The following is a 14,777-nucleotide window of genomic DNA, read 5'->3' as shown; positions in this document are numbered from 1 at the left end:
CTTATGGTCATCTAGAGGTAGAGCCAATGAAATTTTCATTCTCATTGGCTCTTCGCAGTATGATTTACGCAGGCGTAGTGATCGACGTATTTGCTTCTACGCGCTCTAAAACGACAGTGGTCGATTTGTAAGCTGGGATATGAGAGTCTGGCGCATGTGTCTCCAAATCAAAGAGGTCATTGCATTCAGGATAGTAAGCGGCAACAGCGTTAGAGGCAATATCCATCTCGCTCAATACCAATGGGCCTAATACGCGCGGTTGCTCTAGGCTATCTTTAGCACGCTGGCGAGTGACCATAACACGGTCACCTTTTTGCCAACCCAAACGGCTTATTTCATCTGGATGCATGAACAGTACATCACGGCGATCCGTTTGACGATAGCGGTCTTTAAACCCAAAAATCATAGTGTTGAATTGATCGTGGCTACGGACACTAGTCAATTGCCAAACCTTTTGTGCTGTATCTGCATGGTCATCGATATCATTTGCAGCTGCCATTTGTGCAGCGACAAAAGTAATCGGATATTGTGGCACTTCAAACTGGGCTTTGCCGCTCTCGGTATTCCATACACGATGACGCGCTGCATGATACAAATGAAAGCCACGCTCAGAGGTGCGAATACGTTGATTAAAGTCTTCAAATCCATTAATAGCTTGAGCGATATAGTCCCGGATAATATTGAAGTCTTCACTCATCGCCAGCCAAGGAATAGACGTGTCGGCGCCGAGTACATGAGTCGCGATATCCGCTACGATTTGCGCTTCAGATTTTAAAGTGTCGCTAACAGGTTTGAGTTTGCCCTGAGTGGGTACGATCTGACACATGGAGTCTTCGATAGTGGCAAATTGCTCACCCTTTGTTGTGACAATACGCTCGGTACGGCCTAAGCAAGGCAGGATCAAATTATTTGCACCGGGGTATAGCATGGTCTCATTGAGCTTAGTACCGACAAATATATTAAGCTGAGTAGTGGTTAAGGCTTGCTCAATGGCGCTGGTATCAGGGGCAGCCACTGCGTAGTTACCACCCATGCCCATAAAGACTTTTAATTTGCCAGCGATAAGGGCTTTGGCACCTGTGACGACATCGTAGCCATGCTCTTGCGGCATAGGGTGCTCAAATACATGCTCTAAACTGTCTAGTAAGCTTTTGCTAGGGCGTTCATGGATACCCATGGTGCGATCACCCTGTACGTTGGAGTGTCCACGTACTGGAGATGCACCGGCGCCATCGATGCCAATCATGCCCATTAATAATAATAGGTTGGTAATCATCGCGACATTGTCATCGCCCTGCACATGCTGGGTAATGCCCATGCCCCAAGTGCAAATCGTTGCTGGACTATCAGACACTAGCTCAGCGAGATTGATAATATCTGTCTGAGAAATACCGCAGCCAAGTGTGATATCTGACCATGATTGCTCTGTTAGCCACTGTTTTAGAGGTTCAAATCCTGAAGTATGAGTGGTAATAAAATCATGATTGATTTTATCGTTTTCAATTAACCACTTGGCAATGCCAGTCAATAGCGCTGCATCACCGCCGATTTGAATTTGAATGACATCGTCAACCATGTCAGCGCTTTGACCAGCTGCCATGTGTGTTGGTTTTTGCGGATTTCTAAACTTACTCAGGCCTTGCTCACGCATCGGGTTGATTGAGATGATTCGACAGCCTTGCTCATGCGCATGGGCGAGCATCTCTAGCATACGTGGATGGTTAGTCGCTGGGTTTTGCCCAAACATTAATATCAGCTTGGCCTGCTCGAAATCTTCTAGCATGACCGTCGCTTTACCAATACCTAGCTGTCTGCTTAGCATTACTGAGGTTGGTTCGTGACACATGTTTGAGCAATCAGGCAAATTATTGGTACCAAAGCAGCGTACAAATAACTGAAATAAGAAGGCAGGCTCATTGGTCACACGACCTGACGTATAAAATAGCGCCTCATCAGGTGAGTCAAGCTGTCCGAACTGCTCAGCAATTATGCTATAAGCGGCTTCCCAAGGAATAGGAACATAGCGATCTTGCGCCGCATCGTAATACATTGGCTCTGATAAACGACCACTATGTTCAAGCTCGTAACCAGTCCAGCTCTGTAGCTCAGTGACGGTATGCCTTGCGAAAAACTCGGCATCTGATTTGTGGGTCATGGTCTCACTGGCAATGACTTTAATACCGTTCTCGCAAACATCGATAGCTTTGTGTGACTTATGATCAGGCCATGCACAGCCTGGACAGTCAAATCCGCCTTGCGGCTGATTGCTTTTAAATACACTTATACCGCCGCGCAAAAATGTCTTATAGTCCATTAGCTTTTGGGTAGAGGAGATCAGCGCAGGCCAACCAGCGGCAGGGTGGGAGTAGATAGGAATTTTGCGCATGACAGACCTCATATAGTAAGTGACAACAGCGAAGCTTTGATAGACGACAACTATATAATGGTCAGTGAAAAGTTCATATGATCATTAACTATAGATAACAAAAAACCTCCAAGAAAAATCAATTCTCTTGAAGGTCTTTGAAGTCATCGGAAATGATTATATCCGACAGGTACAAATTTATAAGTCGTAAGTCATGGACAGTATTAGCTCAAAAACTTAGCTCAAAATCAGGCTGTCATCTTCAACTTTTTCGCCACGTGTTTGCTCGAACATATCAAGTAGATCATGTACAGTCATACCTTTACGAATGTCACCAGCTACATCTAATACGACTTGACCCTGATGCAGCATAACGGTGCGTGTACCATGTGCTAAGGCTTGTTGCATAGAGTGGGTAACCATCATCGTAGTCAGCTTATTGTCCGTGACAATCTTATCAGTCAATTCTAAGACAAACGCCGCAGTCTTTGGATCGAGAGCTGCAGTATGCTCATCAAGTAGCAAAATCTTAGAGGGCTGCAATGATGCCATTAGCAGACTTACTGCTTGACGTTGACCACCAGAGAGCAGACCCATACGATCGGTTAGACGATTTTCTAAACCTAATTTTAAAACGGATAGTTTTTCTCGGAACAAATCGCGGTTGTTTTGATTCAGTGCAAACTTAAGACCGCGATTACCGCCGCGTTTATAGGCCAAAGCCATATTTTCTTCGATCGTTAGCGCTTCACAAGTACCGGCCATCGGATCCTGAAAGACACGAGCAACCCAATGCGCACGTTGATGAGCAGACTTTTTGGTCACATCAATGCCATTTAGCAAGATTGAGCCACTATCGACACGCGTCGTACCGCTTACTGCGTTCAAAAAAGTAGATTTACCTGCGCCATTGGTACCAATGACAGTAACAAATTCACCATCAGCGATATTCAAACTGATACCACGTAGGGCAGGGTTTTCGATAGGCGTGCCTGGGTTAAAGGTCAACCGTAAATCGGTGGCTTGCATCATAATCGTTATTCCTTATTGTCTCTTCAAGCGTAGCAAGTATTATAAATACCTGCTTTGACTGTCATTAGGCGCGAACCTTGCGTGATAAAAACTTGGTTTTCGCTTTTGGCAATACCAAGGCTAGTACCACGAGCAATGCGGTAATCAAGTTCAAATCCTGTGGACCAAAGCCGATGCTACGTAGCGTATCGCTTGATAGTGCGACCTGAATAAACAGTTTATACAATACCGCACCGACAACAACGGCAAAGGTAATCAGCCAAATACGCTTGGCAGGAATGATTGTCTCACCGATGATGACCGCTGCTAGACCGATAACGATTGTACCGATACCAATCGAGATATCTGCGCCACCCTGAGTCTGGACAAATAGTGCTCCCGCTAAGGCAATCAAACCATTAGAAATCGCCATACCGATGATGGTCATCCACGAGGTATTGATACCTTGGGCCTGTGCCATTCTTAGGTTTGAGCCAGTAGCACGCATCGACAGACCTGTCTCAGTGCTATAGAACCAGTTCAAAAATAACATGGCAGCTGCGACAACGACACCGATAATCAGGCAGCGCATCCAATAACCATTACCATCAGTCACCAAGGTGCTAAACACTGTGGTTTCGCCAAGGAGGGGTAGGTTTGGCGCGCCCATGATGCGTAGATTGACAGAATATAAGGCAACCATGACCAAGATACTGGCAAGCAGTTGCAAAATGCCAAGTTTGACATGCAACCATGCAGTGACGATACCAGCGACTGAACCTGCTAACATCCCAAAAGTACAGGCCAACCATGGGTTGATACCAGCGATGATAGAAATACCAGCGACTGCGCCACCTAACGGAAAACTACCGTCAGCGGTCAAATCAGGGAAGTCGAGCGTACGAAATGAGATAAGCACACCGAGTGCTACTAGGCCATAAATTAGACCACTTTCAAGCGCACCAAAAAAAGCAATTAAAGACATAAGAGATCAGTAAGTCATAACCAAGTGTCTAGCGTATGGTACCAAGATAAGTAAATGGCAATTGCCAAAATCATCTACCTGCTAAACAGCTAAGCGGTGAATTTAACAGATTAAGCAATCTGCGGTTAGGGTAAACCAAAACATATCACGATTAACAGCGATCATAAGCTACCTTGGTTTGAAGCGATGGTTCAATGCACTGCAATCAATAGACCTATTCTCTACTTAAGAAGTATCAGATAAATGGCCAGACAAATACAGCACTATTAAACACGCTTGCAAAAAAGACTCTGTTTAGACAAGAAGCCCAGCCTAATGACTCATAGCTGGGTTTCTTATTTAGTCATTAGCCGTATATTTTAAGGTATACAACACAGTATTAAGTAGTGTCGCTATCTTATTTATACCTGCTATTTTGAGCCAAATACAAAGGTGCGTTATTCTACCACTTCTTTTGCTTTATCGATAACCGCTTGTGGCAACGTGATGCCTTCTTCTTTAGCGTGTTTTGGACTGACGTATAGATCAAGCGCTTGTGGAGTGTAAACAGGGATAGCACCTGCTTTTTCACCGTTTAAGATACGTACGACAATTTTACCAGTTTCACGGCCAAGCTCATAGTAGTTCACGCCTAGAGCAGCAACGGCACCGCGCTCAACTGAGCTAGTGTCTGAGGCAATTAAAGGAATCTTACTTTGTTTGGCGATTTGATAAAGTGATTCGTACGCTGATACCACGTTGTTGTCAGTTGAAGTGTAGATCATATCGACCTTACCTTCGAGACTACGGGCTGCCATCGCGATGTCGTTACTACGCTGTGCAGGCGCTTCTAATACATTGATACCGAGTGGTGTTAACTTCTCTTTTAGATTTTTTAAGATAATCGTTGAGTTGACTTCACCTGGGCTATAGACATAACCGACGTTCTTTAATGATGGAATGATTTGACGCATCAAATCAATCTGTGGCTCATACGGTAGGGCATCTGATGCGCCTGTAACGTTGGTGCCAGATCCATCTAGCTTAGGTACCAGTTTTGCTGCTACTGGGTCAGTAACTGCTGAGAATACCAATGGAATGCTGCTAGTAGAAGCGGCAACAGATTGAGCAGATGGTGTTGCAATAGCGACGATAACATCGGGCGCATCAGCGACAAATTGCTTAGCAATCTGACCAGCAGTAGCAGTGTTTCCTTGTGCGCTTTGGAAGTTAACGGTTAGGTTTTCACCGTCCTTGAAGCCTGCTTCGTTTAGCTCATCGATGACACCTTTACGTACATCATCAAGCGCTGGATGTTCGACGATAGCGGTAATAGCAACGGTTTTCATAGCTGTCGCTGCATCACCACTAGCGGCAGCATCAGTGGAGCCATCATCTTGCGCTGATTGGTTACAACCAGTCAAGATAGCCGTACATACACCGCCTAATAATAAAGCCTTACCGAAATTAAAACGACCAAAACGATTTTGAGACAACATGGGTCTTACTCCTAAAATAATAGTGTGTCCGTACACTATATAAATAATTGACGAGCTAATAGATAGCTTACTACTTTTTATTTGGTTTCGGCATCAATATCAACATTGATGGCGTTTTTTAGTAACTCTGCTGGCAAACTGACACCTTGTGTTTTGGCGTGCTTAGGACTGACATATAAGGTCAGGTCATTCATGACTTCAGGTTTGATAGTATTGACCGCTTCGCCATTTAACACGCGATATACCATCTTGCCAGTAGTACGACCAAAATCATAGTCATTAACACCAAGCGCAGCAGTCGCGCCGCGTTTTACACTGAATTCATCAGATGCGATAATCGGTAACTTGAGCTCATTTGCTGCTTGGGTCATGGCCTCAAAGGCAGAGGCAACATTGTTGTCAAATGAGGTGTAGATGATATCTGCACGTCCTTGCAAACTGCGCGTCGCCATACCGATATCCGTTGGACGATTGGCAGGAATGTCTAATAGTGACAGACCTCGTGCTGGCAGAGCTTGTTTTAGGTTTTCACGCAATGACACTGAGTTTGCCTCACCTGGGCTATAGACATAACCGATGGTCTTTAAGTCAGGCTTTATCTGCTGTAACAAATCCAATTGCGGCTCTAATGGCAGCTGGCTTGATAGTCCAGTCAAATTGCTTTGAAAAGGCTTGCCATCGGCTGTGATGAGCTTGGCACCTAGCGGATCTGACACAGCAGTGTAGATAATAGGGATAGTGGTGGTCGCGGCTACCACTGACTGCGCAGAAGGCGTTGATATTGCTACGATCGCATCAGGATTGTCTCCTGCAAATTGCTTGGCAATCTGTCCCGCAGTCGCTGTATTCCCTTGCGCACTTTGAAAGTTAACAGTTAGGTTTTGACCTTCGACATAGCCGTTATCTGCTAATTCATCAATAATACCGCGGCGCATATCATCTAGTGATGGATGCTCAACGATTTGAGTAATGGCAATTGATTTGGCAGGTTTGTCTGTAGCCGTGCTATTTTCAGCAGTCGCTGCGGTCTCGGTAGAGGAGTTTGAGCAGCCGATTAGTCCAAGTGTGCTAATGGCACTAAGAGCAACGCCATATAGGCTTAAGCGTAGAGTAGAAGCGATAGTCATTATTAGGTTAACTCATAGGTTATATCAATCCCAAAAACCAAGTAGATACGGCTAGACTGACTGAGCCTACTAATTTATATAGTAGTGATTTTGCTCATCTGTCTGGTGTACTTTGGTTTTTTACCATGATATTGAAGAATGCAGATTAGCCAAGTCAATGCTATGTTGATGCTGAGATAGCAGGCTAACAATTAAATAAAGTAATCGTTCCATCGATTATTATGTTCATATTATGACAGTAATGTAAGTTATCGCAATAAGAAATTAATGTGTAGCGGTCATGGTGATGGATAATAAAAAAATCATCACTTCTTTTTATCTTATCAAGACGCGTAATGCATTGAAGCTCTTATGTAGATCTAAATATAAAGGATGCCACTAGGGTACTTTTGTTTGCTCAAACCATATGCAAAAATCTTACAGCCTAGCAACGCATCTATTACGTACTCACTTCATAATTAACGTAAGCTAATTTTCATACGAGAAACATGATAAGTCTAAAGATAATCCAGTCATTTTGGTGACATTGTGCTGCCATAGTGAATACAAAATAGACCTTATAGTTTATCTAAATTTTTCGAATGACTATTTTAAGGATAATATTATGAACACTGCTAATCTTAAATTATTAACCATCGCTGGTATCACTGCTACTTCTTTGATTGGATTGCCTGCTATGGCAAAAGATGGTCATGGAAACGGGCACGGTAATGGACATGGTGATAGCAAAGGTAACTCTGCCCATATCAGTAAAAACTATAAGCATAGTGGCAATGCCCATCCAAGTATCAACGCTTATCGCAATGCTAGCCCGAATGCTTCGTTCAAGCGTGATCTTGATAGATACGGTTATAGAGTAGTCGGCAAGATTGATAGAAGGGATTATGATCGCTCTGTCGTTTTAGACCGTTATGATGATCGTTACGTTCGTATTCGTACGCCAGAAAATAACATTGTGACAGTGATTAATGATACGTTGCAGATTATCGATATTTTGAGTAGATAAGTATTTTGAGCAGACAAGTATCAGGCTTGGTTTTTAGTCATTTGCTAAATAAGAAATAAAAAAAGATGCCACTTAGGGCATCTTTTTTTATTTCTTAATCCTAAAAATAACCGTTATGCCAGCACGTCACCAACAACACAAGCATCCGGTAAGGTAACGACGGTTAAGCCGGTCTTTGGCTCGCCAGTTGACAATACCATGCCTTCTGATACGCCAAATTTCATCTTGCGCGGGGCAAGGTTGGTCACGCAAATGACTTTCTTATTAATCAATTGCTCAGGCTCATAAAACTTGCGAATACCGCTAAACACGTTGCGTGGTTTGTCTTCGCCAACATCTAGCGTGAACTGTAGTAGCTTATCAGCACCTTCTACATGATTACACTCTAAAACGTGTGCGACTTTCATCTCAACTTTGGCAAAGTCTTCAATACCAATATAGTCAGTTTGTTCATCATCCACATCTTTTGCAGATGCTTTGTCTTTTGCGGCAGGCTTGCTACTTTCAGTCGCAGCAGGAGCGTCTGCTTGAGTTAAGGATGCTTTAGAATCTTCTACCATTGCTTCAATATATTTTTCTTCGATACGTTGCATCAGTGGTTTGAATTTATTGATTTTATGACCTAGTAACCACTCATTACGACTGGCAAAACTTAAATCATCAAGGTTCAAAAACTCTTTAGCATTATTAGTCAGTTCAGGTAATACTGGCGCAAGATAAACCATCAATTGACGGAAAATATTGATAGCGACCGAGCAGACGTCTTGAACTTCTTGCTCAGTACCTTCCAACTTCGCTAGTGACCATGGTTTTTTGGCATCGATATATTCGTTGGCTTTGTCCGCACATTGCATGATTAAACGCATAGCACGCGAGAATTCACGATTCTCATAAGCAGCAGCAATCTCATCGCCCGTTTTGGTGATGTCTTCTAACAGCTCTGACTCGACGCAAACTTCTGAAAGCATGCCGTCGTACTTTTTAACCAAGAACCCTGCACTACGACTGGCGATATTGACGACTTTACCAACCAAGTCAGAGTTGACCTTTTGCATAAAGTCTTCTAAATCTAAGTTGATGTCTTCAACTTTGTCAGATAATTTACTGGCGAAATAATAACGCAGGTATTCAGGATGTAAGTGCTCAGCATACGTCTCGGCCTTGATAAAAGTACCGCGTGACTTACTCATTTTTTCGCCATTGACCATCAAGAAGCCATGGGCAAAAACACCAGTCGGTGTACGGTATTCGCTACCAGCTAGCATGGCTGGCCAAAACAAGGCATGGAAGTAAACAATGTCTTTACCGATGAAGTGATAAACCTCGGTTTTATGCTCGTTTTCTTGTGCCCAGTAGCGGTCGAAATCAAGTGCTTGGTCTGTGCCTACACGCTTATCACATAGGTTTTTAAAGCTTGCCATGTAGCCAACTGGTGCATCTAGCCACACATAAAAGTATTTGTCTGGCTCATCGCTTGGGGTGTCTGGAATTTGGAAGCCGAAGTAGGGCGCATCGCGTGAGATATCCCAACTGGCAAGTCCTGCCTCAAACCATTCTTGCAATTTATTAGCGACTGACGTTTGCAAACGGTTGTCACTGCGCGTCCAGTCTTTTAGGAACTGTTCAAACTCTGGCAAATCAAAGAAATAGTGCTTAGAGGTTTTGAGCACAGGCGTTGCATTAGACAGTGTCGAATGCGGGTCTTTTAGATCCGTTGCATCGTAGGTGGTACCACATACTTCACAGTTATCGCCGTACTGGTCTGGTGAATCACACTCTGGACAAGTACCTTTGACAAAGCGATCCGCTAGAAATAATTGCTTTTCAGGATCAAATAACTGCTCGACGTCTTTTGTACTGATATGACCAGCATCATTGAGACGACGATAAATCAGCTCAGAGAACTGTTTGTTTTCTTCTGAATGAGTGCTGTGATAATTATCAAAATTTATCAGGAACTTTGAAAAATCCGCTTCGTGTGAGGCTTTAACTGAGGCAATTTGTTCCTCTGGCGTTACGCCATTGGCCTCTGCTTTGAGCATGATTGCCGTACCGTGTGCATCATCCGCGCAGACATAGGTGACCTGATGGCCTTGCGCTTTCATCGCACGTACCCAAATGTCAGTCTGAATATACTCTACAAGATGCCCCAAATGGATATAGCCATTGGCGTAGGGCAGCGCACTGGTTACTAGAATCTCACGCACAAAATCACCTATATTTTTATATAAACGGGTTAGTTATCGAACATCTCAAGCGGTTCACCGCTCATCGATGCGACATCGTTAATGCTAAAAACTTCTAAAAATAATAAAAATTCAAAAAGTGTGCCTATGATACCGTAAATCAAATAAATTTGTGATATTCCTTGGTAATTACTTCTCATTTGGCAGGCATTTATTAACCATAAATAATAGCCTTACATTAAATCTGATAGTTATAGAATGGTTATCAATCAGCCATAAAAAAACCCACCAAGCAGTATGCAAAGTGGGTTTTTTATTTATCCATTATTCGCTTAGATACCAGTGGTTAGTCATAATAAATGGCTAAGTGACTAAGTGACTAAGCTAGCTTAGAATGAACCAAACATCGTACCTAAAATAATTACAGCGACCACAGCGACCAATGGAATGACCATTGTAACCATCGCCAAGTTCAAATAAGACTGCTTATGGGTCAGACCACAAATCGCGAGCAAGGTGATGACAGCGCCACTGTGCGGAAGCGTATCAAGTCCACCTGCTGCCATAACGGCTACGCGGTGCATTAGCTCAGGGTCGATGCCAGCATTGACTGCCATTCTGAGATAGTCTTCACCCAATGTCGACAGCGCAATACTCAAACCGCCAGACGATGAACCTGTGATACCAGCAAGCGTAGTCATAGCGACCGCTTCTGAGATCAGAGGGTTGTCAGGGTTTAAGTTCAGGATGCTATCACGAATGATCAGGAAGCCTGCTAGTGAGGCGATAACTGCACCGTAACCCACTTCTGATGCGGTATTAAAAATCGGCAACATAGAATCATAAGTACCACGGTTAATGGTTTTTTGTAGGTTATTCCAATGTCCGATACGCAGCAAAATTAACACCACACAAGCCACGACCAACGAGATAATAATTGACCACAACCCAAGGGAGCCTGCGACATTCAAGTCTGGGAACTGAGTTTGTAGACTGCTGAAATCTATCGATGGGAAAACCACATAGGTCAATAGAGCGTTCAAGCCAATGACCAATACGAGTGGAATCATTGCAATGGTAAAAGAAGTATGATGAGTATTTAATACCTCAGCTTCTTTTGCCGTTGCGCCAACGCCGCCTACATCTTCTTCGTCATGCTGACCATAACCTTCGCCCGCTGCATTGGCTTTTCTGGCGCGCGACTGGAGCCACATCCAACCACAAACAAACATGATCGTACCACCGATGATACCCAAAATAGGTGCGGCAAATACGTTGGTGTTGTAATAAGGAATTGGAATAGCGTTCTGAATGGCTGGCGTGCCTGGCAGTGCAGTCATCGTAAACGTAAATGACCCTAAAGCAATCGCTGCTGGAATCAAACGTTTTGGAATATCTGCCGCTCTAAACAAGTCTTTGGCGATTGGATAGATAGCAAAAGCCACAACGAACAATGATACGCCGCCATAGGTCAAAATAGCACAGACCAAAATCACTGCAAGGATGGCTTTGCTAGCACCGAGCTTTTCGACAACCGTATTGGCAATGGCAGTTGCTGCGCCAGAGTCTGCCATTAGGCGTCCAAATAGTGCGCCTAGCAAGAATATCGGGAAGAATTTGAGTAAGAATCCACTTAACGCGCCCATAAATACATCGGTATAAGCGGGAATGGTGCTTAAGAAGTCACCTGACAGTAAGACTGCTAATGTCGCCATAATCGGTGCTAGGATCAGCACAGAATAACCGCGATAAGCAAAGAACATGAGTAATAATAGGGTAATGACAATAGCAAGTGTACTAAACATGACGGCCCTCCTTGGCAAAAAAATAAGGCAGCGAGTATGCCGTGCTTGTCGATGTAGGTCAATAAAATTAATCAAAATAAGCCTATTCGGTCTGTTTTATCAAACATAAATCTAGACTTATAGACTGCTAACCATTAATATCTCGACAATTTAACTACTGCACAGCGTTGACTCACATGCGCTGATGGTTATTTTCTAGTCGCTACGAAAATAATATGTTAAGTTAGCACAAGTGTTTCACGCATGATATAGCGAGATAGAATGTATTGTTATTGATACTAATGTAAAATATAATGCTTGCCCTTTATCAGACGTAGTCACAATAACCGCACTTAAATCTGATAAGCGTTCAACAAAGCGCTAATAACAACTCTTAAAACCAAACATCAAATTTACAAGGAATGTGAATATGTTTAGTGCCATCACTAATATGAGCGTGCAGTTAGTCAATCGCTATCTACCATCCCCATTCGTATTTTCGATCGTTTTGACCCTTATCGCGTTTGCTGTAGGACTGGCTACTACTGGCCAAGACATGATTGCTATGGCAGGGCACTGGGGCAATGGACTGTGGTCATTGCATAGCTTTGCCATGCAAATGGCATTGGTCCTAGTAACCGGTTATGCATTTGCTAGCGCACCATTTATTCAGCGCTTATTGGACAATCTCGCTAGTAGAGTACACTCTCCTACGACCGCCATTATCGTATCAACCTTGGTTGGGCTAGTTGGTTCATGGATAAACTGGGGCTTTGGTTTAATCATTGGGGCAATCTTTGCAAAGGCACTGGCCAGAAAAGTGGCTAACGTCGACTATCCGCTATTGGTCGCTGCCGCCTATTCAGGCTTTGTAATTTGGCATGGCGGTTTTTCAGGTTCGATACCTCTGACGCTGAGCTCGGGCGGTGATACGCTCCTGACGTTGTCAGGCAACACTATGACGGAAGCGGTACCTTTGTCGCAGACGGTATTTGCAGGCTACAACATGCTGCTAGTGGGTTTGCTTATCATTATTTTGCCACTCGTCAATCGCTTTATGCATCCTAAAAACCCTACGGTTATTGATCCTAAACTGATCAAAGAAGAGATCTACGTCGCGCCCCAAAGAGACACGCCTGCACAAAAGCTAGATGATAGCCGTATTATCGCTGTTATCTTATTGGCCTTAGCACTGATGTACTATATCAGCGAGTTTGGTAGTAACGGTTTTAACCTCGGGCTTAATATCGTTATTGGGCTATTCTTGTTCATAGGTTTGCTATCGCATGGCACGCTAGAGCGTTATTATCGTGCCGTACACTCAGGTATCGGTGGCATCACAGGTATTGTGCTATTGTTCCCGTTCTATGGCGGCATCATGGGTATCATGACGGGAGCAAATGTGGATGGTATCTCTATCAGTACGCAGGTTACGGAGTTTTTTGTCAATTCCGCTTCTGCAGACAGTTTTCCGATTTTTGCATTTTTAAGTGCTGGTTTGGTCAACGTCTTTGTACCATCGGGCGGTGGACAGTTTGCGGTACAAGGCCCTGTTATGATTCCTGCTGGTATCGAACTAGGTGTTAGTCCAGCCATTACTGCGATGGCGATTGCGTGGGGTGACGCATGGACCAATATGATTCAGCCGTTTTGGGCGTTGCCATTATTGGGTATCGCAGGTTTGGATGCACGCGCTATCATGGGCTACTGCCTAATAGTACTGGCAGTATCGGGTGCCATTATCATGAGTGTGTTTTGGCTATTGGTATAGTCATTCCACTGTAAAAATATTACTGCGTTAACCTCGCTTGAAGTATTAGATATACATCTACACTCGGTTGCCTTGTACTATTTTTAAATTGAATTGACTATATGGCGTTATAACGCGCAAAAGAAAAATAAGCATGATGAATTTTCACTGTTAGGTTTTATTAAAAGCAACAATCAAACGGATAATTGAGACACTTAATTCAGCATTAGATTATGCACGGATTAAAAATATAAATAACAGTCATAGGAGACAAGCATGAGTCAGTCAAAAGTATATAACAGTGCCGAAGAAGCGCTAAAAGGCGTCGTTAGTGACGGGCAAACGCTCGCGATAGGTGGCTTCGGTCTATGCGGTATTCCAGAAGCATTAATCGAAGCGCTGCGTGATAGCAAAGTTAAAGAGCTGACTTGTATCAGTAACAACGCTGGTGTCGATGACTTCGGTCTTGGTCTTTTGCTACAGACACGCCAAATCAAAAAAATGATTTCATCTTATGTGGGCGAGAACAAAGAGTTTGAGCGCCAGTATTTGGCAGGCGAGTTAGAAGTTGAGTTGACCCCACAAGGAACATTGGCTGAAAAGTTGCGCTCAGGCGGTGCTGGTATTCCTGCGTTTTATACTGCAACAGGCGTAGGTACATTAGTCGCTGAAGGTAAAGAGACGCGTGATTTTGATGGTCGCACTTATGTGCTAGAGCATTCTTTACGTGCGGATGTCGCCTTGATTAAAGCGCAAAAAGCTGACAAAGCGGGCAACCTAATCTTTAATAAAACCGCTCGTAACTTTAATCCAGACTGCGCGATGGCCGGTAAAATCACGATCGTTGAAGTCGAAGAAATCGTCGAAACAGGTACGTTTGATCCAGACGAAGTGCATCTGCCAGGTATTTTTGTGCAACGTATTGTGCTGAATTCTAGCCCTGAAAAACGTATCGAAAAGACCACGACTAAAGCTGTAGAAGGCGCGTAAATAAAAACGTGGTCGACGCTTAATCGTACGTGACATTAATAGTCAATTTTAGATTGATAACAGTTTAGACAGCCAATTGATTGAATAACTGGCTG

Annotated in this window: 10 protein-coding genes; 3 read left to right on the top strand and 7 right to left on the bottom strand. The window is 43.7% G+C overall.

Features of this window, described 5'->3' with window-relative positions; all coding sequences use genetic code 11:
- Positions 1-64 precede the first annotated feature (64 nt).
- The 5 genes from ACTXGF_RS22915 to ACTXGF_RS22895 form a co-directional block, all read right to left on the bottom strand.
- Positions 65-2,386: an FdhF/YdeP family oxidoreductase gene (locus ACTXGF_RS22915; RefSeq protein ID WP_443532581.1), complete on the bottom strand. Its 2,322-nt coding sequence runs from the start codon at positions 2,384-2,386 to the stop codon at positions 65-67.
- A gap of 216 nt (positions 2,387-2,602) precedes the next feature.
- Positions 2,603-3,397, bottom strand: coding sequence for an ABC transporter ATP-binding protein (locus ACTXGF_RS22910; protein WP_057759272.1), 795 nt, complete (start codon positions 3,395-3,397; stop codon positions 2,603-2,605).
- A gap of 64 nt (positions 3,398-3,461) precedes the next feature.
- A complete protein-coding gene (locus tag ACTXGF_RS22905) occupies positions 3,462-4,361 on the bottom strand; it encodes an ABC transporter permease (protein WP_443532583.1) in 900 nt (299 codons plus the stop codon).
- Positions 4,362-4,798: 437 nt separating this feature from the next.
- Entirely contained in the window at positions 4,799-5,839 is a 1,041-nt protein-coding gene (locus tag ACTXGF_RS22900) for an ABC transporter substrate-binding protein (RefSeq protein ID WP_160020900.1), read from the bottom strand.
- A gap of 77 nt (positions 5,840-5,916) precedes the next feature.
- On the bottom strand, positions 5,917-6,966 hold the full coding sequence (locus tag ACTXGF_RS22895) for an ABC transporter substrate-binding protein (protein ID WP_102094939.1): 1,050 nt from the start codon (positions 6,964-6,966) through the stop codon (positions 5,917-5,919).
- Between the two features lie 604 nt (positions 6,967-7,570).
- Here ACTXGF_RS22895 and ACTXGF_RS22890 point away from each other — a divergent pair.
- The gene (locus ACTXGF_RS22890; protein ID WP_443532585.1) at positions 7,571-7,972 is read left to right on the top strand and encodes a hypothetical protein; all 402 of its coding nucleotides are present in this window, start codon (positions 7,571-7,573) and stop codon (positions 7,970-7,972) included.
- A gap of 113 nt (positions 7,973-8,085) precedes the next feature.
- Here the strand turns inward: ACTXGF_RS22890 and metG are convergent, their stop codons facing one another.
- Complete coding sequence (metG, locus tag ACTXGF_RS22885; protein WP_443532586.1) at positions 8,086-10,179, bottom strand: methionine--tRNA ligase; 2,094 nt, start codon at positions 10,177-10,179, stop codon at positions 8,086-8,088.
- A 368-nt stretch (positions 10,180-10,547) separates the two neighbouring features.
- Positions 10,548-11,963: a GntP family permease gene (locus ACTXGF_RS22880; protein ID WP_443532588.1), complete on the bottom strand. Its 1,416-nt coding sequence runs from the start codon at positions 11,961-11,963 to the stop codon at positions 10,548-10,550.
- 409 nt (positions 11,964-12,372) lie between these two features.
- On the opposite strand from ACTXGF_RS22880, the gene ACTXGF_RS22875 reads away from it, so the two are divergent.
- Positions 12,373-13,713 (top strand): short-chain fatty acid transporter, encoded by a 1,341-nt coding sequence (locus tag ACTXGF_RS22875; protein ID WP_443532590.1) that lies wholly within the window; start codon positions 12,373-12,375, stop codon positions 13,711-13,713.
- Positions 13,714-13,968: 255 nt separating this feature from the next.
- Positions 13,969-14,682 (top strand): CoA transferase subunit A, encoded by a 714-nt coding sequence (locus ACTXGF_RS22870; RefSeq protein ID WP_443532592.1) that lies wholly within the window; start codon positions 13,969-13,971, stop codon positions 14,680-14,682.
- The last annotated feature ends 95 nt before the right edge of the window (positions 14,683-14,777 follow it).

Origin of the sequence: Psychrobacter sp. 1Y6 (genome assembly GCF_052258385.2) — a bacterium.
Lineage (GTDB): Bacteria > Pseudomonadota > Gammaproteobacteria > Pseudomonadales > Moraxellaceae > Psychrobacter.
The sequence above is the reverse complement of the archived record's forward strand: the minus strand, read 5'-3'. Positions and strand labels throughout refer to the sequence as shown.